General features: G+C 64.3%; 21 protein-coding genes and 1 pseudogene. 14 read left to right on the plus strand and 8 right to left on the minus strand.

Annotated features, from left to right (window positions below):
* From H7J73_RS01975 to H7J73_RS01990, 4 genes and pseudogenes are all read left to right on the plus strand, one after another.
* Positions 1-238 (plus strand): annotated as a pseudogene (locus H7J73_RS01975) (HNH endonuclease signature motif containing protein); the annotation flags it as partial.
* Between the two features lie 192 nt (positions 239-430).
* A complete protein-coding gene (locus tag H7J73_RS01980; RefSeq protein ID WP_264065555.1) occupies positions 431-949 on the plus strand; it encodes a hypothetical protein in 519 nt (172 codons plus the stop codon).
* A 19-nt stretch (positions 950-968) separates the two neighbouring features.
* A complete protein-coding gene (locus tag H7J73_RS01985) occupies positions 969-1334 on the plus strand; it encodes a cupin domain-containing protein (protein WP_264065556.1) in 366 nt (121 codons plus the stop codon).
* Positions 1335-1519: 185 nt separating this feature from the next.
* Positions 1520-2038 (plus strand): GAF domain-containing protein, encoded by a 519-nt coding sequence (locus H7J73_RS01990; protein WP_264065557.1) that lies wholly within the window; start codon positions 1520-1522, stop codon positions 2036-2038.
* A gap of 198 nt (positions 2039-2236) precedes the next feature.
* On the opposite strand, the gene H7J73_RS01995 is transcribed toward H7J73_RS01990, so the two are convergent.
* The gene (locus H7J73_RS01995; protein WP_264065558.1) at positions 2237-3016 is read right to left on the minus strand and encodes an SDR family NAD(P)-dependent oxidoreductase; all 780 of its coding nucleotides are present in this window, start codon (positions 3014-3016) and stop codon (positions 2237-2239) included.
* 50 nt (positions 3017-3066) lie between these two features.
* Here H7J73_RS01995 and H7J73_RS02000 point away from each other — a divergent pair, with 50 nt between their 5' ends.
* The 4 genes from H7J73_RS02000 to H7J73_RS02015 all read left to right on the plus strand — a co-directional run bounded on the left by H7J73_RS02000 (position 3067) and on the right by H7J73_RS02015 (position 8381).
* Complete coding sequence (locus H7J73_RS02000; protein WP_264065559.1) at positions 3067-4161, plus strand: NADH:flavin oxidoreductase; 1095 nt, start codon at positions 3067-3069, stop codon at positions 4159-4161.
* Between the two features lie 143 nt (positions 4162-4304).
* Positions 4305-5717 (plus strand): LLM class flavin-dependent oxidoreductase, encoded by a 1413-nt coding sequence (locus H7J73_RS02005; RefSeq protein WP_264065560.1) that lies wholly within the window; start codon positions 4305-4307, stop codon positions 5715-5717.
* Positions 5718-5841: 124 nt separating this feature from the next.
* Entirely contained in the window at positions 5842-7371 is a 1530-nt protein-coding gene (locus tag H7J73_RS02010; RefSeq protein ID WP_264065561.1) for an APC family permease, read from the plus strand.
* Positions 7368-8381, plus strand: a complete 1014-nt coding sequence (locus tag H7J73_RS02015) for a GNAT family N-acetyltransferase (RefSeq protein ID WP_264065562.1) — start codon at positions 7368-7370, stop codon at positions 8379-8381. The genes H7J73_RS02010 and H7J73_RS02015 overlap by 4 nt, the downstream gene beginning before the upstream one ends.
* Before the next feature lie 117 nt (positions 8382-8498).
* Here H7J73_RS02015 and epsC read toward each other — a convergent pair whose 3' ends face one another.
* The 3 genes from epsC to H7J73_RS02030 all read right to left on the minus strand — a co-directional run bounded on the left by epsC (position 8499) and on the right by H7J73_RS02030 (position 10532).
* Entirely contained in the window at positions 8499-9086 is a 588-nt protein-coding gene (gene epsC / locus H7J73_RS02020; RefSeq protein ID WP_264065563.1) for a serine O-acetyltransferase EpsC, read from the minus strand.
* Between the two features lie 8 nt (positions 9087-9094).
* Positions 9095-10030, minus strand: coding sequence for a cysteine synthase A (cysK, locus tag H7J73_RS02025; RefSeq protein ID WP_264065564.1), 936 nt, complete (start codon positions 10028-10030; stop codon positions 9095-9097).
* A gap of 115 nt (positions 10031-10145) precedes the next feature.
* Positions 10146-10532, minus strand: coding sequence for a hypothetical protein (locus tag H7J73_RS02030; protein ID WP_435405405.1), 387 nt, complete (start codon positions 10530-10532; stop codon positions 10146-10148).
* A gap of 424 nt (positions 10533-10956) precedes the next feature.
* On the opposite strand from H7J73_RS02030, the gene H7J73_RS02035 reads away from it, so the two are divergent.
* Complete coding sequence (locus H7J73_RS02035; protein WP_264065565.1) at positions 10957-11283, plus strand: hypothetical protein; 327 nt, start codon at positions 10957-10959, stop codon at positions 11281-11283.
* 178 nt (positions 11284-11461) lie between these two features.
* Here the strand turns inward: H7J73_RS02035 and H7J73_RS02040 are convergent, their stop codons facing one another.
* Positions 11462-11749, minus strand: a complete 288-nt coding sequence (locus H7J73_RS02040; RefSeq protein ID WP_264065566.1) for an ANTAR domain-containing protein — start codon at positions 11747-11749, stop codon at positions 11462-11464.
* 277 nt (positions 11750-12026) lie between these two features.
* Here H7J73_RS02040 and H7J73_RS02045 point away from each other — a divergent pair, with 277 nt between their 5' ends.
* The 3 genes from H7J73_RS02045 (at position 12027) to H7J73_RS02055 (ending at position 15042) form a co-directional block, all read left to right on the plus strand.
* A complete protein-coding gene (locus tag H7J73_RS02045) occupies positions 12027-13334 on the plus strand; it encodes an NtaA/DmoA family FMN-dependent monooxygenase (protein ID WP_264065567.1) in 1308 nt (435 codons plus the stop codon).
* A complete protein-coding gene (locus H7J73_RS02050; protein ID WP_264065568.1) occupies positions 13331-13606 on the plus strand; it encodes a WhiB family transcriptional regulator in 276 nt (91 codons plus the stop codon). The genes H7J73_RS02045 and H7J73_RS02050 overlap by 4 nt, the downstream gene beginning before the upstream one ends.
* A gap of 197 nt (positions 13607-13803) precedes the next feature.
* Entirely contained in the window at positions 13804-15042 is a 1239-nt protein-coding gene (locus H7J73_RS02055; RefSeq protein ID WP_435405415.1) for an acyl-CoA dehydrogenase family protein, read from the plus strand.
* Between the two features lie 167 nt (positions 15043-15209).
* On the opposite strand, the gene H7J73_RS02060 is transcribed toward H7J73_RS02055, so the two are convergent.
* The gene (locus H7J73_RS02060) at positions 15210-15665 is read right to left on the minus strand and encodes a winged helix-turn-helix transcriptional regulator (RefSeq protein WP_264065569.1); all 456 of its coding nucleotides are present in this window, start codon (positions 15663-15665) and stop codon (positions 15210-15212) included.
* 106 nt (positions 15666-15771) lie between these two features.
* Here H7J73_RS02060 and H7J73_RS02065 point away from each other — a divergent pair, with 106 nt between their 5' ends.
* Positions 15772-17004 (plus strand): MFS transporter, encoded by a 1233-nt coding sequence (locus tag H7J73_RS02065; RefSeq protein WP_264065570.1) that lies wholly within the window; start codon positions 15772-15774, stop codon positions 17002-17004.
* A 180-nt stretch (positions 17005-17184) separates the two neighbouring features.
* Positions 17185-18639: an APC family permease gene (locus H7J73_RS02070; protein WP_264065571.1), complete on the plus strand. Its 1455-nt coding sequence runs from the start codon at positions 17185-17187 to the stop codon at positions 18637-18639.
* Positions 18640-18725: 86 nt separating this feature from the next.
* Here H7J73_RS02070 and H7J73_RS02075 read toward each other — a convergent pair whose 3' ends face one another.
* Entirely contained in the window at positions 18726-20621 is a 1896-nt protein-coding gene (locus tag H7J73_RS02075) for a family 2A encapsulin nanocompartment cargo protein cysteine desulfurase (RefSeq protein ID WP_264065572.1), read from the minus strand.
* Positions 20608-21534 (minus strand): family 2A encapsulin nanocompartment shell protein, encoded by a 927-nt coding sequence (locus H7J73_RS02080; protein ID WP_264065574.1) that lies wholly within the window; start codon positions 21532-21534, stop codon positions 20608-20610. The genes H7J73_RS02075 and H7J73_RS02080 overlap by 14 nt, the downstream gene beginning before the upstream one ends.
* Positions 21535-21923: the final 389 nt, after the last annotated feature.

Here is a 21923-nt window from a genome sequence, read left to right on the forward strand (position 1 = left end):
ATGCGACTGGGCCCAGCACGGCCACACCAACATCAACGACCTCACCTTCGCGTGCGGCCCCCACAATCGGCTGGTCGGACCCGGTGGGTGGCGGACCCGGAAACGCAAAGACGGCCGAACCGAATGGATCCCACCACCACAGCTGGACACCGGCCAAGGCCGCATCAACAAACACCACCACCCCGAGGAATTACTACTACCCGGGGGCGGGGATGACGGTCCGGACGTGTCGGACTGACAAACTGCCGCAACAGTTAAGCCAAAATAGCCCGTTCCCGTAGCAGAGCTTTCTTGTTGCCGCGGGGCACTCGACGCAACCTTGGAGGAAGCCCGGGTGGCTTCATGCTGGGCTCATGTGCCGCGCGAGAAGTCAGCCGTCCAGACCTGGACGGAAGTTCGCCGAAGGGTGCAAGCCTGTAAGGACCCGTCGATGACTACTACCGGACTCGCTGCTGAACAAGCAGCGCCGGCGAGAGTCGGCAATCCGGGCGCCATCGACAAGTCGCCGATCGACCCGCGCTTCAAGAATCGCGGCCGCGAGAAGATCCGCCGCCGCGCCCGCTTCTGGAGCGGCTGGGCACTGTGCACCGGGGTGCCCATCCTGTCGATCGTGATCTGGCAGCAAGAAGGTCACCAGGACCGATTCCTTGAACGATCCGGCCAGATTCGCGGCGATCAACGACTTCTTCGGGCGGTTGCGCAAGGTCTGCGAGGAGTGGATCCCCGACCATGGGGCCGAGTAGGCGAGAATGCCGCGCTGACCCAGGACGGGGCAAAAGTCAACTGGGAGAACAGTTCACATCGGACGTTCTGCAAGGTCGGAGAACCGCAGTTCCTCAAGGTCCGGCAGGACATGGTGAACGCCGCGTATAAGATCGGTGGACTCAAGGCCGACACCGACACCGGTATCGGTTACACCACGATCCTGGACCCGACCACCACCGGGTAAGGACCTCAAGGAGGCGGCGATGAGCTACAACCCGACGATGCAGAAGGCAACCCTCGCCGACGTCCCGCGGGATGTGCACGGATTGATCTCCAAGCGCACAGCCGAACTCGACGGTGTCGCGGTCACCGAAGTCACCTTTGGTGTCGGCGCTCGATGGTCGAACGATCTCAAGGAGTACGCGGGCACTGACTTGTGTCAGCTACCCCATGTGGCATTGGTAACCGGCGGGACGCTGGCGGTCGAGATGGCTGACGGAACCAACGACGAATTCTCCACAGGTGACGTCATGCTCCTCCCGCCCGGCCACGACGCGTGGACGGTCGGGGATCAGGCGTGTACTTTCGTCGAATTCTCCCGTGGCGGCGACTACTACGGCAGCGACTGACGTTTCACGCGCGGGCGCCGAGCAGGGTGGCCAGCGCTATCGCCGCCTGGAGCATGAATGGCTCTGAGTCGTGCCCCGCGCTCAACGGGACACCGCCGCCGAATCAGGCTTCCCTTAGAGTCGGCTTTGCGCTCACGCTGAGTGCAGCCGTTGCCGCTCTGCGTGCACCTGATGAACATATGGGTATGACTGCGCCCGAGCCGCACGCCACCGACACCACCTCGGGACTTGCGGGAATCGCGTCCACGCTGGAGGACATCGCTGCGCGGCTCAACGTCAAGTCCGTCTTGGTGATGCGCTCCGAACCCGATTCGATGGTGGTGGCTGCCACGGCGGGCGAAGCGACCAAGCATTACACGGTGGGTGCCGCGGGAAAGAAGGCCGGTGCTGACGACACCCGTATCCCGCTGTATTGCGAACGGGTGGTGGACACCGACTCCGAACTCTTTGTCCGGGATTCCCGTGCAGATGCGACGTTCGCGGGCAACGAGGACGAGACGGACTTCGGGCTGCACAATTATTTTGGTCTTGCAGTGCATGATTCGACGGGAAACGTGGTCGGTACCGTCTGTGTATTGGATGACCGGCCCCGGGACTACACCGACGACCAACGTCACGAACTGCGGCGACTGCGTTCCGAAATCGAAGCCGTGGTCAGCCAGGATGCGACTGCACTGGGCTTGGACCTGGGGGAGGTTTCATGACCCGCCGTGGATGCCTCCTGGGCGCGCAATCGGGCGCAGATCATCGTGGCCGACCAATTGGGTTTCGACGCGACTGAGGTGGCGCAACATGAGGTCAACCCGGGCGGTGACCATTACGATCAGCTCGAAGCGTGCACTGCCAGTGCAGCATTGGCCGGGTGCGGCGATTGGAAAGGATTGCAGCGTAGCTGCCGACAACTAGTTCGCCTTGAGGAGGTGTTCCGACACCTGGAGCATCAGACGCCGCGGAGTAACCCGATAACCGTTGGCCAGCAACACGTTCCGTAGCCCCGACACCACGGTCGGCGTCGACTTGTCCAGCGCCGCCAAAGCAGTGTCCACCACCTGTGTGGACGTCTGGCGTCCGCTGGTCAGGAACTCTTCGCCGGTGCGCGCGAAGAACTCGGTCTCGGTGGCACCCGGGCACAGGGTAAGGACTCGGACTCCGGTGGATTTTGTCTCCTGCCAGAGGGCCTCGGTGAACGACAGCACGAATGCCTTGGTGGCGCCGTACACCGCCATCCCTGGGGTGGGCTGAAACGCCGCGGTGGATGCGACGTTGATGACCAGTCCGTGCCCCGCCCGGGTCATCGCCGGCAGGAACGAACCGGTGAGTTCGACCAGCGTCACGCAATTCAGCTGGATCTGCGCCGCGTTGTCGTCCACCTCCTGCTTGGCGAAGTCGCCGTGCAGACCGACACCCGCATTGTTGACCAGAATGTCGATGCGACGCCCGAGGCTCGCGACTTTGCCGGTCAACTCGGCCGCGGACCCGGGAACCGCCAGGTCAGCGGCGATGACATCGATGGACAATCCCGGGCGCTGTTCGAGCAGTCTGCTGCGCAGTGCCGTCAACTTGTCCTCCCGTCGCGCGACGAGGACCAGGTTGGCCCCCCGTCGGGCCAGCTGCACAGCGAACTCTTCTCCGATCCCGCCACTGGAGCCGGTGATCAGAGCGGTGTCATTCTCTAGGTTCATCTACCCATCCTGGTGGAATCGACCCGCCGGACCAAGTGTTGGATGAAATCGTGGCAATCGATGACCTCTTCACACCGCTGACCGTCCGCTCCCTGACCATTCCGAATCGGTTCGCGATGGCGCCCATGACCCGCCAGGCGTCACCCGGTGGCGTCCCCGGCGCGGACGTGGCCGAGTACTACCGACGCCGGGCCGCAGGCGGGGTCGGGCTGATCATCACCGAAGGAGTCCGGCTGCCGGACCCGGCCGCGGGCTACCCGTACGCCATCCCGACGCTGGCTGGAGATGACGTCCTCGCGGGGTGGAACCGCGTCGTGGACGCCGTGCACGCCGAAGGCGGCACCATCGCGGCGCAGCTGTGGCACCAAGGTGTGCAACGTGATGACGCTGACGGCGTGGTGCCGGTCGGCCCGTCGGGCGTCGACGGACTGGGCAAGCCCAGGGGCCGGGCATTGAGAATCGAGGAATTACACCAGATCGCGGCGCTGTTCGCGCGCAGTGCCGCCACCGCGCGCGAGGTCGGCTTCGACGCCGTCGAACTGCACGGCGCCCACGGCTACTTGCTGGATGAGTTTCTCTGGGAGAGAACGAATATGCGCGCCGACAGCTATGGCGGGTCACTCGCCGGTCGAACCCGCTTCCCGGCGGAAGTGGTGACCGCGGTACGCGATGCCGTCGGCCCGGACTATCCGATCGTCTTCCGCTTCTCGCAGTGGAAGGGCACCGACTACACGGCGTCGATCGCCGATGACCCGACCCAGCTGCAGGATCTGCTCGCTCCGCTGGTCGAGGCCGGCGTCGACATCCTGCACCCGTCGACGCGTCGGCATTACACGCCGGCGTTCCCGGACGTCGACCAGGACCTCAGCCTTGCGGGATGGACGAAGAAGGTTACCGGCCTGCCCGTAATCGCCGTCGGCTCCGTCGGGCTGGAGACGCAGTTCCGAAGCGAAAAACAAGGCCAGGTAATCCAGCCCGCGCCCGTCGACCGTGTGGTGGCGCAGTTCGAGGCCGGTGAATTCGACGTGGTGGCGATCGGACGCGCGCTGCTCGCCGATCCAGCGTGGGTGAACCGGCTGCGCGACGGCGAGCTCGGCGGCTTTGCCGGCTACCACCCCGAGACGGCGCTTGCTTCGCTGGCCTGAGCTGGTGTGGCCCCGCACGTGACGTTCGCCTCTACCGTCGCCGCGACCGGCAGTCAGCGTAAAAGTCTCCGTCGCAAGCATATTGGGATCTGGCCAAGTTAAACTCGTTCTGACCGCCGCCGTGCGGATTATCTTGACCTATTGTGTTGCGACAATCTGATGCCCTCCGCCCGTTCGTGCTGTCGGCGTTCACCATGTCCACGGTCTCGCATGGCAACTTCGGACTGTGGCGCCATCCGCAGGACCAGACGGCGCGCTATACCGACCTGCGGTACTGGATCGAGCTTGCTGCGCTGCTCGACACGGGTGGATTCGACGTCCTCTTCATCGCCGACGCGGTCGGCCAGCTCGACGTTTACGGCGGCTCCGCCGAGGCGGCGCTGCGCGGGGCGGTGCAGACGCCGGTCACCGACCCCCTGCTGGCAGTCTCGGCGATGGCCGCGGCGACGGAGCGGCTGGGATTCGGAATCACGGTGTCGACCACGTACGAGAGCCCGTATCTGTTGGCGCGCAAATTCAGCACACTGGATCACCTGACCGGGGGTCGCATCGGCTGGAACATCGTGACGTCCTTACTCGACAGCGCGGCGCGCAACATCATCGGCAGGGAGCGGCAGATCCCGCACGACGAGCGGTACGCAATGGCCACCGAATTTCTTGAGGTGACCTACAAACTCTGGGAAGGCTCCTGGGAATCGGACGCGGTCATTCGTGACCGCGTCGGCGGTGTGTACACCGACGCCGACAAGGTGCACGCCATCGAACACGACGGCCGCTATTTCAGCGTGCCAGGTGCACATCTGGTGGAACCATCGCCACAACGCAGCCCCGTGCTGTTCCAGGCAGGCACCTCACCGGCAGGGCGTGAATTCGCCTCCAGGAACGCCGAACTCGTGTTCGTGAACGATCCTCGACCCGACGTGCTGCGAGCGAATATCGACGACATCAAACGTCGTGCCGTCGCGCACGGCCGCCATCCGGACTCGATCAAGTTCATCACGTCCGTCGGGATCGTGGTCGACAGCACGGATTCGGCGGCCCGCGCCAAAGCAGACGAGTTGGCGGCCTACCACGATCTGGACAGCGGACTGGTGCTGTTGTCCGCGGTCAGTGGGGTGGACTGGTCGGGTTACGGAGTGGACCGGCCGATCGAACAGTTCCACACCGACGCCAGCCGGTCCATCCTGGCTTCGGTCAACGACACCGATACTCGGCACCGGATCACGCTGCGCGACTACGTCGGCGGTCTCGGCGGTTTCGGAGGCGAACTGTTCGTCGGCTCGGCGGTGACCGTCGCCGATGACCTGGAGGCCTATGCGGAGCGATCGGGCGTCGATGGCTTCAACATCAGCTATCAGGTCACACCGGGCAGCTTCGCCGACGTCGCCGACCACCTCATTCCTGAGTTGCGCAGGCGCGGCCGGGCGCAGCCGCAGGAGGCGCCGGTCACCCTGCGCGAGCGACTCTTTCCCGGTGGTTCGGCACTGCTGCCCGAGGATCACCCCGGCACGGCATATCGGCGTGGCCACAAAGAATCTGGCCGATTTCATCGCTGACGCGCGCGTCACTATTGCGGCATTGTTGCCATTACTGAATCGATACGTTAATCACCTGCGCGCCAACGGTATACGCCGCAGGTCCATGCGTCACGGCCCAAATGGGTCCGGAAAGGCAGACATCGTGACCACATCGCAGCGGCCCACGCCGCCAAACGAGCTGGGCGCCAAGCAATCCCCCGCCGAGAGTACCGGCCTGGAACGGGACGCCCTCGGCCCGTGGGGTGTCTTCGCCCAAGGCCTGGCCGCTGCCGCGCCCAGCGTGGCGATCGCGGTCGTGCCGTTTTCACTGTTCGTCGCCGCGGGTAAGGGTGCGGCCTGGGCCGCGGTGATCGGTCTGGCAATCGTCGCCCTGATCGCGACCACCATCAGCTTCCAGGCTAAACGCACAGTGACATCGGGCTCACTGGGCACCTACACCGGTAACGGCCTCGGACCCGGCTTCGCCTTCGCGGCCGGGTTCAGCCTGCTGTTCGGTTATATCGGATTCGCCACCACCGGAACCTTGGGCGGCGTGCTCTACCTCGATTCCTTCCTCGAATCGGTCGGCCTCGGTTCGCAGGCGTCGTGGTTCCGGCTACTGCTCGTGATCGTCGTGGTGGCGATCGCGGTCTACCTGCCCTACCGGGGCGTGTCCCTGACCGCGAAGTATGAGCTGGCGTTCGAGGTCGTTGCGCTGGTATCGATCTTCGTCATCATCGTCGCGTTGTACATCGGCAACGGGTTCCGCATCGACTGGGCGCAATTGGACCCCGGTCACCTCACTTCCAGCGCGACGTTTATTGCCGCGGTGACCGCCGTGGGTTCCTACGCAGGGTTCGAAAGCGTCGCATCGCTGGGTGCGGAGGCCAAGGACGCGCACCGCAGTATCTCCCGCTCACTGCTGCGGGTGGTGCTGATCATCGGTGTGCTGTATCTGATCGCCACCTACCCGCAGGTGCTCAAGTTCGACCTGATCGACGGTGACAAGGCGGTGCTGCCGCAGCTCGCCGACTCCGCGGGAATCTCCTGGGTGAATTACGTGGTCAGCGCCGCCGTCGCGGTGTCATTCATCGTCTTCGTCACCGCTGTCACCACTGCCGCGGCCCGATCCCTGTTCACCTTCGCCCACGAGGGTGCGTTGCCTCGAGCCTTCGCGAGAGTGCATCCCACTCACAAAACACCCTGGGTGGGGGTGGTTTTCGTCGGTGCATTGGCACTTGTCTTCGCCGTCGTGGCGACCTTCAGCTCGGCGGGCCGGCTGGTATTCGATGTCTACGGCGGCTACGTGGCCAACTGGGGATTCCTGGTCAGCTATCTGCTGGTGGTGATCGCGACACCTATTTGGTTGCGAAAGATCAACGCGCTGACCCCAATTCGTCTCGTGGTCTCCGGGCTGGCCACTCTTGGGCTTGCGTATATCATCTTCAGCAACTTCTTCCCGGTGCCCGAATTCCCCTTCAACATCTTGCCGTTCGTGTTCGCTGCGATCCTGTTGGCCGGACTGATCTGGTACTGGTACCTGCTTCGGACCCGTCCAGAGGTCGCCCGTCGGATCGGCACCATCCAGACTCTGTCCGACGAAGAACAACAGCGACTGGCCGACGAGGGCATCTCGCACGCCCTAGGCGATCAGGCGCCGTCACCATCCTCGGAGGGGCCTGGCGCGCGATGACCGCCACTGCAGACGTTGCCACCGAAACCTGGAAAAGTCGGCAGGCAACCAGCCACGACTATCCGGCCATCGCGGATTTCCTGGCAACCGCGACCGGCCTCGGTGGACGCAAGTTCGCCGCAGACTCCCGCGATGTTGCCGAGCAACTGGAGTCGGCCTACCCGGGCGCCGCGACCGTGCTGCGTGACGGCAGGGGACAGGTCAGAGGCTATGCCGCGATACATCCGCCGCATGGGCTGCAGCCGGAGATCTTAGGGGACTTCGTCTTCGATCCCCAGACTCCGACGCGGTCGGTCGAGAGCATCGTAGCGGCGGGTGTCGCCAGGTTTCGGCGGGAGGCGGTGCAGCACCCGGGGACGTTCCTGCGGGTGTTCATCGGCGCGGACCAGTCAGCCGCCATCGAGGCGTTGCGAAAGCACGGCGCCAGCCAGGAGGGCCAGTTCATCCGAACCCGAAAGCCGCTCTCCGAGGAAGATGTTGATGCATTGCGATCAGCGAGTGCGGCCGGGGTGACGGTGCTGAGTTGGCCGGAGGTACTGACCCGTGGTCTGGGGGAGCAGGTTCGCCAAGTCCAGTACGACACTTTCCTCGAGCACTTCGGCAACATGTCCAAGACGCCGGAGCTGTGGCGCCACCATATCGAGAGCCGTTCTTTCACACCCGATTTCAGTCTCGCCGCCATCGACGACAAGGGTGTCGTCATCGGCTATGTGCTGGGATCGACCTACACAGCGGGAGCGTCGCATGGGCGCGAGCGTAGCGCCCACACCGACTACATCGGCGTCCGCGGCGATCAACGCCGCCACGGTCTGGGCGAGCTGTTGTTGAAGAAGATCTGGCTCGCCGCGCTGCAACGGGGTCTTTCGGCGGCATCTTTAGGCACCGACATCCACAACCGCAGTAACGCTCACCTGCTTTATCGGCGGTTGGGATACGTTGCGGTCGAGGACCAGTTTGCTTACCTCATCGACGCAGGCTCGGCGAAAGGCCACGGCGGACCGGCTAACTAGGCGGACACCTTGACCGCGGTCGGATTTCTGCCTAGGAAGGTCAAGGTGTCTGCGCTTCACGACGACAGATTGTCCGCCGGCGTCATCACGCCGATCAGCTAGACCTTTGGCCGGTCCTCAGATATACATCGCAGGATCGATGTAGCTGGTCGGGTCAACTCCGGGCTCCCGCTGCCTCTCGGTGCGCTTACGCACCACCGCGGGGATGCCGGTCGCGATCGACTGTGCGGGCACGTCGTGAGTTACCACGGAGTTGGCCCCGATCGCACTGTCATCGCCGATGTTCAGCGGCCCAAGGATTTTCGCACCTGCGCCGACGGTGACCCGGCTGCCGAGCGTGGGGTGGCGCTTGCCCTGCTGCAGTGATCGCCCGCCCAGGGTCACCCCGTGGTAGAGCATCACGTCGTCGCCGATCTCGGTGGTTTCCCCGATCACCACGCCCATTCCGTGGTCGATGAAGAACCGGCGGCCGATGGTCGCACCTGGGTGAATTTCTATCCCGGTGAGGAACCGGGTGAACTGCGTCAGAATGCGGGCGGGTCCACGCAGTGCTGGCTTCGCCCACAGTCGGTGGGCCAAGCGGTAAGACCAGATGGCGTGCAGACCCGAATAAACCAGGGCGTTCTCGACGTCGCCGCGGGCAGCCGGATCGTGCGTCCTGGCGTTTTGCAGGTCCTCGCGCAACGCAGAAAACAATGTCGTCATGGCGGGTGCTAGTCCCTGATGTGCTCGAAGAGCAGAGTTGAGATGTACCGCTCGCCGAAGTCGCAGACGACTGTGACGATGAGCTTGCCGGCGTTCTCCGGACGCTTTGCGAGTTCCAATGCCGCCCAGACGTTCGCGCCCGAGGAGATCCCGCCGAGGATGCCCTCCTCGGTCCCCAGTTCCCGCGCGACCTTGATGGCGTCGTCGAAGGTGACGTCGATGATCTCGTCGTAGATCTCCCGGTCGAGGATCTCGGGGATGAAGTTTGCGCCGATGCCCTGGATCTTGTGCGGTCCGGGATCGCCGCCATTGAGGATCGGGGAATCCTTGGGCTCGACGCCGACGATCTGCACTCCGGGCTTGCGGGACTTGAGGTTTCGACCGACTCCGGTGATGGTGCCGCCGGTGCCGATGCCCGCGACGAAGATGTCGACGTCGCCGTCCGTGTCGTCCCACACTTCGTTGCCCGTGGTGGCCTCGTGGATGGCCGGGTTGGCCGGGTTGGCGAACTGATTTGCCGAGACCGCGTTCTCGGTGTCGGAGATGAGTTGCTTCGCCTTGGCTACCGCGCCCGCCATGCCCTCTGAACCAGGGGTAAGGACGATCTCGGCGCCGAAGGCGCGCAGCATCACCCGGCGCTCGGTGGACATCGTCTCCGGCATGGTCAGGATGACCTTGTATCCGCGCGCCGCACCGATCATTGCCAGCGCGATACCCGTGTTACCACTGGTGGCTTCGACGATCGTCCCGCCCGGCTTCAGCTCGCCCGACCGCTCGGCGGCGTCGATGATCGCCACCCCGATGCGGTCCTTGACGCTATTGGCGGGGTTGTAGAACTCCAGCTTGGCCACCACCTGCGCGTCGAGCCCCGCGGTCAGGCGGTTCAGCCTGACGAGCGGAGTGCGCCCGACCAACTCGCTGACGTTTTCGTAGATCTTGGCCATCGCCGTCCCCTTCTGCGCCACCTTTATCGCCCGGCGCGGGCTGTGGCCGCGCGGCTGTCACACCGTAGCTGGTTTCACGGGGTGCCCACCAGAGTAGGGCCGGTGTCACGGCCTGTCAGGCCCACGTATGAGGCTGTCCGAGCTGGGACACGGCGGCCGGGCCATCGACGGCTCCGGAGCGGTTGTAGGGGAGCTTGGACAACGCTGCCCCCACGGCGCAGGTGTTGCTAACGGCCGCGAACGTCAGGCCTCCGCCGACCGGGCTACCCAACCACTTGAGCTTCCGGACGGCAATGCTGCCCGGCACCGAGGACGGCACTATCGAACCGGCCACCAGCCGTGCCTGCCGTTCCAGGTCCCAGCGCTCGGCGCCACGGCCGACCTCCTGGCTGCTGTTGTCCCAGTCGACGATATTGGCCCGCTGCTCGCGGAAAAGGTCAAGGCGGACGTTATGTGGCCCAGGGAATGCAGGTGGTCGCGAACTCTGCGGGAGTCCGGACATTCACAATCTGGAGCGGGGTTCAGGAACCGAGCCGGTCGCGGGCGACATCGTTTCGATCACGGCGCGTTTAACCCCCGCCAAGGCCGATGAGGTCTGGCGTTGTGGAATTCGTTCTCGACGGGAACACACAGTCCGCGCGGGACGGTTGAGCAGTGAGGCGGTCACCGGGGCCGCGCCAGCCGGCGGGGCCACTGTAGTTCGATGTGTGGGTATCAGAACGGCATCTACTGATGCGCCTTCGTGAACGCGTGCGGACATCGTGTTGGATTCACCGCGATTAGTAATGTCGGCAGCCTGCGTCGCCGTCGCTAGCGTCGAGTCACGCATTGCGCTCACACAATGTCTCACCCGCCGCGAACCAGCTTCGCCGATCTCGCCGCCCGGGATCAGCGCGTCTGACATCGGACAACGCAGGGAGTCGCACGTGACTGATCTGGGACCTTTCGAGTGGATGCGCCATGTTATGGGCGATGAAGAAGCCGAAGAGGTCTATGCCGAACTCTGTAGCGGCGGGAGTCCCGGGGCACGTGCCACCGCGGCGGCGGCATCGTATCTCGCTCGCGAGTATTGGGCCGATTTCTTTTCCATCGCCGACCGGCCGTCACTGGCAGCGTGCGCGCGGTTGTTCGACCACTATCCGTGGCTCAATCCCGAGCTGGCAGAGCGGGCAATCCAGGGCTTGCGAGGTCGAACCACGATCTCACCTCTGGACATCGTCGAAGCGGCTCAGCTGCTCGACGATTCGCCTTAGGCTCCGGCGTCCCACCGTGTTCGCCGGCGCACAGCACTTCCCCGATCGCGCAACACATCTGTCGATCTCGCCGAACGATACCGTGGCGTTGAGGGCACGTTGGTCGAGACATGTTGGTCTAAAGTGGGCCCGTGGCGACGGGTCGAGTCTGACACTCAGGTCGAAGGGGGCATGCGGCTCACGACGCTGGGTCGGCGATCCGCAGGAGCTCAAAGAGGTTCGCCCACGCGCGGTATGCCGCCTCCTGCGGCGGTCCGGCGTGATTGGTCTGGCGCCCCTCGGTCAACTCGAGCAAGGCTTTCGACACCGCCAACGCACCGATCTGGTACCGGGCGGCGACTGCGAGTATCTCGGCGAACGCCTCCGCCATGGTGCATCGCCGGAGCACGACCAACACGCCTTTCGCGGCGTCGAGAACGCGCGTTCCGGCCGGTGATCGGTCCGTAGTTGCCGGTGATTCGAGCATCGCTATTCTCCTCCAAGGACGGGATGCGCCAGAGCAACGTGCGTCCCCTTGCCAAGATGGCATCACCTGTGCAGGTGCGTCGTCTAATGCCAAAGAAAGGCCGGCGGCAGCGAATTTCAATCACGCAGAGACGAAAAGCCCAGGGGGATCCGGTGACTGGTCTGCCTGGCATCCGTTGCCCCCACATCGGCGAGCCCGTAAGACCCGCCAAGGGGAGTTGTGTTCCTGGCGCGTTTAACCGGGGTGACGTCTGGCGGGTCGTCGTAATGTCTCGGTCGTGTCACGCGAACTACACCTACTGGCCTACGGCAACACGCGCTCGGCGGGACCGTGGCGACATCCAGGAGTCGACAACAGCACGACAGCAGTGCGAGCCCGACTGCTCGAGCGGGCCCGCAAGGCTGAGGCCGGTGCGTTGGACGCCGTCTTCTTCGCCGACGGGCTCAACTATGGGCCCCCGGCGACGTGGGCATACAAGACCACAGAGGATTTCGAGCCGCTGACCACGGTCGCGGCTTTGTCCTCGGTGACCGAGTACATCGGGCTGGTGGTGACCGGGTCGGCGACGTTGGCTCACCCCTATCATCTGGCGCGCCAACTCCTTTCGGTGGATCACCTCAGCGGCGGTCGCGCGGGCTGGAATCTGGTGACCAGCTTCGCGGCGGCCGCCGCCGACAACTTCAGCGCCAACGGCGTCATCGACCACGACGAGCGCTACGCGATCGCCGAGGAGTTCTTGGAGGTAGTGACCAAGCTGTGGGACGGCTGGGATGACGACACGATCATCGCCGACCGCGGGTCCGGAATCTTCAACGACGTCAGTAAAATTCACGTCGCCGATCATCATGGTCGGTACTTCGATGTTCGCGGACCCCTTGGTGCAGCGCGGTCGCCTCAGGGCCGCCCGGTGTTGTTCCAAGCTGGCTCCTCGACCACCGGGCGCGGCTTCGCCGGTCAACACGCAGAAGTCATTTTCAGGGGCCAGGGGACTCTCGCCCGGGCACAGGAGTTCTATCGTCAGATCCACGCCGAGGCTGAAAGTCGCAACAGGACAGCGCCGCTGATCACACCGCCACTGCGGGTTCTGGTCGGCTCGACCGATGACGAGGTGCGGCGGTTGCAGCGAAGCGCCTATGAGAATTTCAGTCCGGAGTATCAGGCCGGTTGGTTGCTGGAGGTGGATGTCGACGTCACGGGCGCCGACCTCGATGGGCCAGTGCCGGCGTCGGCATTTCCGGAGAGCACCGAGACCCATCAGACTGCGCTCGCGGGTTACCGGGCGCTGGCCAGCGATGGTGACCCGACTGTGCGGGAATTCCTGTACCGCACGGTCAATGGATGGGGAGCCAGCGTCGCGGGGACGCCGGAACAGGTCGCCGAGACGATCGAGACATGGTTTCTGAGCCACGCTAGTGACGGGTTCGTGGTGATGGATTCCGGATTGCCCGGCCAGTTCGACGAATTCGTAGAACAGGTGCTTCCAGTACTGCGAAAGCGGGGAGTGTTCCGGCACGAGTACTCGGGGACCACCCTGCGAGATCATCTCGGTCTCGCGTTGCCGCCGAACCGTTTCCAGGCGTCATGACCTCGGCGATTCGACGGCTCCGGCCGGTCGTAGATGACTGGAGCTGGCAAGCCCGCGGCAAATGCCTGCGCTGGCCTACCGAGATCTTCTTTCCAGAAGACCTCGGCCGCCCGGGACTTCGCGCCCGGGAACAGCGGGCGAAACAGATCTGCCGGGACTGCCCGGTCCTGATGCAATGCCGCGATCACGCACTGGGCACTCCTGAGGTGCATGGCGTTTGGGGTGCCACTACTGCGCGCGAGCGAGCGCAGGTGCGCGCGGGCCAACGCTAGTAGCTCGGTTCGGGCCGCCGGCCGTTACCGGTTTCGATACCAAAAGAATCTGCTCGATTCTGATCGGTGACACCATAAGTTGTTTTACGGCATCGTGACAGCGACATCACAGTCGCGTTAACTGCTGTGCACCTGCTTATTTGGTGACTATCAGCGGTGAGTCGTGTCTGCGTACATCCATCAGAAAGGCCGAGACCATCACCGCGTCGTCGCAGACCTATCTCACCAGCCCGACCGCCGATACCGACGAGCTCCGCGCAATATTCGCTCCGACGTTCACCAAGATCGCCGACGGCAGCCTGGCGCGAGAGAGGGACCGCACCTTTCCTCACGAGCAGGTGCGCTGGTTGCGTGAGGCGCGGTTCGGCACGCTTCGCATTCCCGTTGACCGTGGTGGTTTCGGCGCCTCGTTGGAGCAGACTTTCCTACTGCTTGCCGATCTGGGCGAGGCCGACGCCAACGTCTCGCACATTTGGCGCAATCACCTTGCCTTCGTGGAAGACCGGCTCAATGCTCCGGTGACGGACACCAACGACGTATGGCTCGACCGGTTTCTCGCCGGTGCCTTCATCGGCGGCGGCTGGACCGAGGCGAACAACGTGACGCTCGACAACATCAAGACCACGGTGTCTCGGCGCAACGGTCATTACGAAGTCAGCGGCGCCAAGTTCTATGCCACCGGCAGCCTCTACGCCGATTGGTTGGACGTCATCGGCCGCGGTGATGACGGGGACCTCTTGACCGCACTGGTGCGCGCCGACGATCCGGGTGTCACCTTGGTCGACGACTGGCCCGGCTTCGGGCAGCGCACCACCGCCAGCGGCTCGGCCCGCTACCAGCAGGTGCCCGCGGAGGTGGGTGATGTCTTCCCGGCTACCGAGAGGTTCAGTTACCAGGCCCACTTTTACCAAATCGCCATGTTGGCGGTCCTGACCGGAATCACCCGGGCCGCACAGCGAGACGGCTCATCCGCGCTGCTTGCCCGCCAGCGCAATTACCCGCAGGGTCTCACCGAGGTACCTGCGGCCGATGCTCAGCTACTCGCTGTCATCGGCGAGGTCTCGGCCGAGGCCTTCACCGCGGGGGCCGCGCTGACGCAAGCCGCGAGAATCCTCGATTGGGTCGCCGCCGGCCGGGTTGCCGCCGACACCGACAACGAGCACCGCCGGTTGATCGATGCCGAGGTGGCCATCACCCAGGCTCAACTGGCAATCATCGCAGCGGCGCTGCGCGCGACGACAATCGTGTTCGACGCACTCGGCGCATCCGGGGTCTCCGAGGAGACCGGCCTGGACCGGCACTGGCGCAATGCCAGGACGCTGGCTTCGCACAACCCCCGGGTCTATAAGGCCCGAATCCTGGGGGACTGGTTCATCAACGGCGAGGAGCCGCTGTCGAACATCGCGGCACTGGGCCGTGGCGGGCAGGGCAATTGACCGCGGTGTCCACCAAACCGATTATCTTAAATGGCTTTTCGATGAATGCCGTGTCACATCGCGCCGGGTGGCACCTGGAACGGCGTCACCTACAGCAACCCGCAGCTCAACGCCGCGTCGCCGACATCACCGATATCGCCGTCACCGGTCAGTAGGCGGGGGAGGCCTCACGGCGAGATCCAACCTTCCGGTCTGACCGGCCGGGTGTGCTCCGGTCGGACCTCATCTCCGTCGGGAGTCTCGTAGCGCAGGCGTGGCAGCGATCCGCCGGTGTGTGTGTCGACGAAGGTCGTTCGGGGCTCCTCGTCGCCGAACGCGTGGTCCGCGCCCCATTCGCGCAGCGCGACGACGAGGTGGAACAGCTCCGCCCCCTTCGGGGTGAGCACGTATTCGTTGTATGCGGATCCGTCCGAATGTGGCTGCAGCGCAAGGACGCCGGCGTCGACGAGTTGGTGTAAGCGACCCGCCAGGATGTTCCTCGCGACGCCGAGGCTTCGCTGAAACTGCGTGAAGCGGGTCACGCCTTCGAAAGCATCACGCAGGATCATCAGCGTCCATTTGTCGCCGACGACATCGACGGCGCGCGACACGGGGCACGTGGATCGCGCCAGGCGAGTGCTCATCGCGAGAGGGCCTCCGTACTCAAAGTGGTTGCAAATTGAAACCATGATCGATATGGTCTGGTTTCAATCTAGTACCACTTTGAGTCTCGGGAAAGTAGCCGATGCGATGACCAGCGCGACCAGGCGCGGCGAGCGGGAATCCACCGCCGTCAGCTCGAGGATGGCCCTGCTGCTGGCTTTCGCCAGCGGGGTTGCGGTAGCCAACGTCTACTACTCTCAACCACTCTTGAACGACCTCGGTGCACAGCTGCACATGTCGACTGCTGACCTGGGTTGGGTGACGACGGCAACGCAAGGTGGATATCTTCTCGGCCTGGTAATGGTGGTGCCGCTGGGTGACCGGTTCGACCGGCGCCGCATTGTCATTGTCCAGTTGGTTATCGCTGCTCTGGCACTGTTCGGGACAGCTGTCGCGTCATCGGCATGGTTCTTCCTGGCCTGTTCTGCGTTGGTCGGAGCGGCGTCGACGGTGGTCCAGGTGATTACCGCGTTCGCTGCAGCAGTGAGTGGGCCGGGCCGACGTGGCCGCACCGTCGGGGTGGTGACCAGTGGCGTGGTCATCGGCATCTTGTTGGCCCGCACTGTCTCCGGGTTCATTGCCGATCTGTGGGGGTGGCCCTCGGTCTTCGGTGTCGCCGGGGTCCTGATGCTCGGAGTCGCGGTGTGGTTGGCGCGAACGCTTCCTCGTGACATCACGGACAAGGTGAACCTCCCGTATCACCGCGCAGTGGGCTCGGTTGTGGAACTAACATTGCGTAACAGAGTATTTCGAGTGCGCAGTCTGATCGGCGGACTGATGTTCGCGAGCTTCGGTGCGGCGTGGGGTGCGATGGCGTTACCACTGGCCGGCGCGCCATGGCATTTGTCGGCCATGCACATCGGCTTGTTCGGAATCGTCGGGGCGGCCGGCGCGCTCGGCGCATCGGGAGCCGGTCGATGGGCCGACGGCGGCCGGGCTGAAAGTGTCACCGGTGTGACGCTCATTCTCTTCCTTGGATCATGGCTGGCCATCGCCCAGGCTCCGAACTCCCTGGTGTTGCTTGCGATCGGCCTCGTTGTCCTCGACTTCGCTGGTGAGGCAATTCACGTCATCAACCAGCATCTGATCGTCGAATCCGATCCAGCGAAGGCCACCGGCCTCATCGGCGGCTACATGGTCTACTACTCGATCGGCACCGGCGCCGGCGCCATTGCAGCCACCGTCGCCTACGCCGAGGGCGGCTGGACCATGGCCAGCCTGGTGGGCGCCGTGTTTGTGGTGGCCGCTCTGGCGGTATGGGCAGGTGAACGCATGTGTACTCGATTGTCCTGTGGCGGCCGGAGCGTGGTGCAACGTTGACCACGCCTGCGTATCAACAGATCACGGAGAAGGCTCCATGCGATCGTCCTGATTACAACTATCGGGGCGGCGGTCTGCGCGGGTTAGCGTCTGGGCGCCGCGACGACGAGGCTCGATCCCCGTTCCTGGACGTCTCGGCCCTGCCGCGTACCCATCGAACGAGTATCAAGGACGACGACCATGTCGAATCAAATAGAGGAATCCGGCAGTAACCCCGTAGCCGGCAACGCCGATGAGGGCCAGCACCGCAGACTCCGAGGATCGCTCGGGGTGTGGGGCATTGTGTTCGTCGTGGTGGCCGCCGCATCCCCGTTGGGGGTCATCGGCGGCCCGGTGCCCTTGGGTATCGCCAGCGGCAACGGCACGGGCTTTCCGGCCATTTTCATCGTCAGCACAATTATCATCTTGCTTTTCGCGGTCGGCTTCACCGCGCTGACTCCCTACGTGCCCAACGCGGGCGCGTTCTACTCCTACATCGGCAAAGGTCTGGGCAGGGTCACCGGTTTCGGCTTCGCGTTCGTGGCACTGATCTCCTACCTTGCGCTGGAAATCGGGGTCTACGGTCTGTTGGGCCAGGGCGCGCAGGCGTTGTTCGCGTCCTACGGGCTGCCGAGTATCCATTGGGGCGTATGGGCATTGGCGGCTGTGGTGATCGTGACCGTGCTCGGTCATCGCAACATCGACCTGTCCCGCAATGTTCTCGGTGTGCTGCTGATCGCCGAGGTGGCAATCGTGCTCGCACTCGATGCCGTCGTAGCCGTGACCGGAGGTCACGAGGGCTTGTCAACGGGTTTCGTCACGCCCTCTCAGATCGTTTCCGGCGCACCGGGTATCGCTCTGCTGTTCGCGTTCTTGAGCTTCATCGGGTTCGAGGCCACGGCCGTCTTCCGGGACGAGGCGCGCGATCCGCTGCGCACAATTCCCCGTGCCACTTTCCTCGCTCTGATCCTGATCGGGGTGTTCTACACCGTTTCCACCTGGGCACTGATCACCGCGTGGGGGGACAGCCGCGTGGTCCAGCAGGCCACCGACGACCCGTCAGGACTGCTGCCCGGTGCCACCGAAGAATATCTAGGTTCGGCGGGGCTGCACATCGTCCAGGTGCTGTTCGTCACCAGCCTGTTCGCGTGCATCCTGTCGTTCCACAACGTCGTCGCCCGCTACCTCTTCACTCTGTCCAACCGCAAGGTGTTCCCGGCGTCGCTGGGAGAGGCGCACAAGAGTCATGCGTCCCCGCATCTCGCGTCCGGGCTCGACAACATCATCGTCGCGGTGTTCATCATCGCCGGAATCGTGATCGGGCTGGATCCGGTGACGCAGTTCTACACCTGGCTGGCCGGCATCTCGACCGTCGGAATCATCATTCTCCTTATTGCGACCAGCGTTGCGGTGCTGGCGTTCTTCGCCGCACGCAAGCGAGCGGGTGAATTGGATGTGCCGGTATGGCGCGCGTTCATCGCCCCGGGAATCGGCTTGGTAGGGCTTGCAGGTGTCTTCTATCTGGTGCTCCAGAACCTGCCGGATCTGGTCGGCGGCTCGACACCCATCGCGATCGGTGCCGTGGTGCTGCTCGTCGTCGTGTTCGCAGTGGGCGCCGGGATTGCGGCGAAGCGATCCGAGGTCACTCTCGAATGAGCTGACGCTCCAGTTAGTCAATGCCCGAACGCCGGCACCCTCTGCGGATGCCGGCGTTCGGTCGTGCTGTCTGGAACGGTGACGCGCTAGGCGCTGCCCTCGGCGATCCGCCGAACCGCTGTGATGAAGACGTCGATCTCGTCGAAGGTGTTGTAGAACGCAAACGACGGCCGCACAGTGGCCTCCAGTCCGAGCCGCCGCAGAATCGGCTGGGCGCAATGGTGGCCGGCCCGCACCGCGATGCCTTCGGAGTTGAGTGCCTTGCCGACCTCGAGCGGTTCGTGGCCGGCCAGGACGAAGGACAGCACGCTGGCCTTCTCCTGTGCAGTACCGACCAACCGGACGCCAGGGATCTCGCCGAGCAGGGGAGTGGCGTACTCCAGCAGCGAGTGTTCGTAGGCCGCGATGCGCTCGATACCGACCTTTTCGACATAGCGCAACGCCTCGCCGAGACCGACTGCATCCGCGATGTTGCCGGTGCCGGCTTCGAACTTGTTCGGCAGCCCTTGATACAGCGACCGTTCCAGCGTGACGTCGGCGATCATGTTGCCGCCGCCCTGCCATGGTGGTGTCTCTTCCCAGACTTCCTCGGTGCCGTAGACCACGCCGATCCCGGTGGGTCCGAAGATCTTGTGGCCGGAGAACACCAGGAAGTCCGCGCCGAGGTCGGTCACGTCGATCGGGATGTGCGGCACCGACTGGGCGGCGTCGATGAGAACCCGGGCGCCATACCGGTGGCCGAGTTCGACGATTTTCTTGGCCGGTGTCACCGTGCCCAGTGCATTGGACACCTGCGTGGCCGATACCAGTTTGGTCTTCGGTCCCAGTAGGTTCTCGAATTCGTTGAGCAGCAGATTGCCGGCATCGTCAACGGGGGCTACCTTGAGTATCGCGCCAGTTCGCTGCGAAAGCAGTTGCCACGGAACGATATTGGCGTGATGCTCTAGGTGGGTGATGACGATCTCGTCGCCGGGTCCCAGGTGTTTGGTGCCCCAGGCGTAGGCAACCAGGTTGATCGCCTCGGTGGTGCCGCGAACAAAGATGATCTGCTCGCTCTTGGGTGCACCGATGAAACGCCGCACCGTTTCCCGGGCTTCCTCGTAGGCGTCGGTGGACCTGGCGGCGAGTTCGTGCGCAGCGCGATGGATATTGGAGTTCTCGTGCGCATAGAAGTACGCCAGCCGGTCGATGACGGCTTGCGGCTTCTGCGTGGTCGCGGCGTTGTCGAACCAGATCAGAGGTTTGCCGTTGACCGTCTCACGCAGGATCGGGAAATCCGCGCGAAGGGCGTTGACGTCGAACACATCGTGGTTGTCCGGTAATGACGGAGTGAATGCCGTCGATGGTGGGGTGAGTTCCTTGGTGAGGAAGTAGTAACCGCCCTCGTCGCCCGCCGGCGTACGCGCCGGTGACGGTCCGGTTGACCGGCCCAGATCGGGCACGGTCGGGGCGGATGCCAACCACCCGGGCGCCGTACCGCGCGGCGCCACCGGCACCGACGGAGCGGTGCCGGCGAGCACACCGGGGATGGTCGGCACGATGCCCGACGGAACCGCGAACGCGGTCAGGTCGGCGACACCGGACGGCGTAAGCGGGTCCAGTACGCCCGACGCAGCATGTCCCGCCGATGGACCGGCCGTGGTATCCGGCGCGGTGCCCCGTGGTGCCACCGGGACAGTCTGCGGCGGGATGCCTTCCGGACCGGGTGACGTCGGAACCGCGGTGCCGACGTCGGGCACGGCGACGAACTGTGCAGGCGGGGTGTACTGGTTCACCGAACCTGCGGCAGCGTTCCCCGCCGACGTTCCCGCTGTCACGTCGGGGACATTGCCCCTCGGTGCGACCGGGGCGGACTGCGGTGGGCTGTCGGGTCCGGGCCGGAAGCTCGCCGCGAACAGCTGGGTCGCCAGCGCGGCGAGTTCAGTCGCGCTGACGGGCAGGTCACCTTCGGCGGCTACCGATTTGTACTCACTCGTACTCATGGAACTTGTCCACCGCCACGTCGTCGAGCACGGCGAGCGCATCGTCGGTCAGCACGGCCAGCGATGAGTAGAGCGTGACCAGGTAGGACGCGATCGCCGAGCGGTTGATACCGGTGAACCGCACCGATAGCCCGGGAGCCTGCTCGCCGACCAGACCCGGCTGGAACAGTCCGACCACACCCTGACGCTCCTCACCGGTGCGCACCAGGATGAACTTGGTCTTACCGTCCTCGACGGGCACCTTGTCCGACGGGATGATGGGGATTCCGCGCCAGGTGATGAACTGCGCGCCGAACAGGTTGACCACTACTGGCGGGACGCCACGGCGAGTGGCCTCGCGGCCGAAGGCGGCCACGCCGAGCGGGTGGGTCAGGAAAAAGCCCGGGGTCTTCCACACCTTGGTGATCAGAGAATCGAGATCGTCAGGGGTGGGCGCGCCGCCGAGGGTCTGGATGGTCTGCTCAGGAGTGACCTGCGCCAACAAGCCGTATTCGGGGTTGTTGACCAGCTCAGACTCCTGGCGCTCCTTGATGGACTCCACGGTGAGCCGCAGCTGCTGGGTGATCTGGTCGTGCGGGCTGGAGTAGAGATCGGACACCCGGGTGTTCACATCGAGCAAGGTGGAGATGGACCGCAATGTGTACTCGCGCGGGTTGGTCTCGTAGTCGACATAAGTCTGGGGCAGCGGATCTTCGATCCCGGTGTCGCCCTCGTCGGCATGAATGGCCACCCGATCCGGGTTGACCACCCGGTTGACCCGGTAGATGCCCGCTTCGACCGGTACCCAGCTGAGCAGGTGAAGCAACCAACGTGGCGTGATGGTCGACAGCTGGGGGACGGTCTTGGTCGCATTGGCCAGCTGCCGCGCGGCGCCGGCGCCAAGCGCCTGGGATTCATTTTGTGCAGATGTCACGGGAATGCCTCCTGGATCTGAAGAGGGAACTGAACGACGATAATTGCGGTCATCCGGAGCGGTGCCTCCGACACTGCGGTTTCGCGGCCTGCGGTGCCGACCACCTGACAGGCTGAGATAGCTAAACGCACCTCAATCTAAGTCCGCGGACAGCCATGCGCCGGGTGTGCCTGTCACAACGATTGCCTGCCGACTCATGGTGGATCAATGATGTGGTTACATACCGCCGCTGTACAGACTTAGAGGTCACCGTGACGTTAACTCGCATCACGCGACAGCGGTCCGACTCAGTGCCAGCTGAGTGCCAGTTGTAGTGCCAGATCCCGGCGTGACGTATGGTATGGCTATGCAACAGGTCGCACCGCCGCGCTTTGTCTTCACGCGCAGCC

The organism is Mycolicibacterium komossense (assembly GCF_025822605.1).
Taxonomy (GTDB): domain Bacteria; phylum Actinomycetota; class Actinomycetes; order Mycobacteriales; family Mycobacteriaceae; genus Mycobacterium; species Mycobacterium komossense.

Excerpts from the sequence above, each read along its gene's own strand:
- H7J73_RS01980 (WP_264065555.1), top strand. The coding sequence starts at position 431 with ATGACTACTACCGGACTCGCTGCTGAACAAGCAGCGCCGGCGAGAGTC.
- H7J73_RS01985 (WP_264065556.1), top strand. The coding sequence starts at position 969 with ATGAGCTACAACCCGACGATGCAGAAGGCAACCCTCGCCGACGTCCCG.
- H7J73_RS01990 (WP_264065557.1), top strand. The coding sequence starts at position 1,520 with ATGACTGCGCCCGAGCCGCACGCCACCGACACCACCTCGGGACTTGCG.
- H7J73_RS01995 (WP_264065558.1), bottom strand. The coding sequence starts at position 3,016 with ATGAACCTAGAGAATGACACCGCTCTGATCACCGGCTCCAGTGGCGGG.
- H7J73_RS02015 (WP_264065562.1), top strand. The coding sequence starts at position 7,368 with ATGACCGCCACTGCAGACGTTGCCACCGAAACCTGGAAAAGTCGGCAG.
- epsC (WP_264065563.1), bottom strand. The coding sequence starts at position 9,086 with ATGACGACATTGTTTTCTGCGTTGCGCGAGGACCTGCAAAACGCCAGG.
- cysK (WP_264065564.1), bottom strand. The coding sequence starts at position 10,030 with ATGGCCAAGATCTACGAAAACGTCAGCGAGTTGGTCGGGCGCACTCCG.
- H7J73_RS02030 (WP_435405405.1), bottom strand. The coding sequence starts at position 10,532 with ATGTCCGGACTCCCGCAGAGTTCGCGACCACCTGCATTCCCTGGGCCA.
- H7J73_RS02040 (WP_264065566.1), bottom strand. The coding sequence starts at position 11,749 with ATGCTCGAATCACCGGCAACTACGGACCGATCACCGGCCGGAACGCGC.
- H7J73_RS02050 (WP_264065568.1), top strand. The coding sequence starts at position 13,331 with ATGACCTCGGCGATTCGACGGCTCCGGCCGGTCGTAGATGACTGGAGC.
- H7J73_RS02060 (WP_264065569.1), bottom strand. The coding sequence starts at position 15,665 with ATGAGCACTCGCCTGGCGCGATCCACGTGCCCCGTGTCGCGCGCCGTC.
- H7J73_RS02065 (WP_264065570.1), top strand. The coding sequence starts at position 15,772 with ATGACCAGCGCGACCAGGCGCGGCGAGCGGGAATCCACCGCCGTCAGC.
- H7J73_RS02070 (WP_264065571.1), top strand. The coding sequence starts at position 17,185 with ATGTCGAATCAAATAGAGGAATCCGGCAGTAACCCCGTAGCCGGCAAC.
- H7J73_RS02075 (WP_264065572.1), bottom strand. The coding sequence starts at position 20,621 with ATGAGTACGAGTGAGTACAAATCGGTAGCCGCCGAAGGTGACCTGCCC.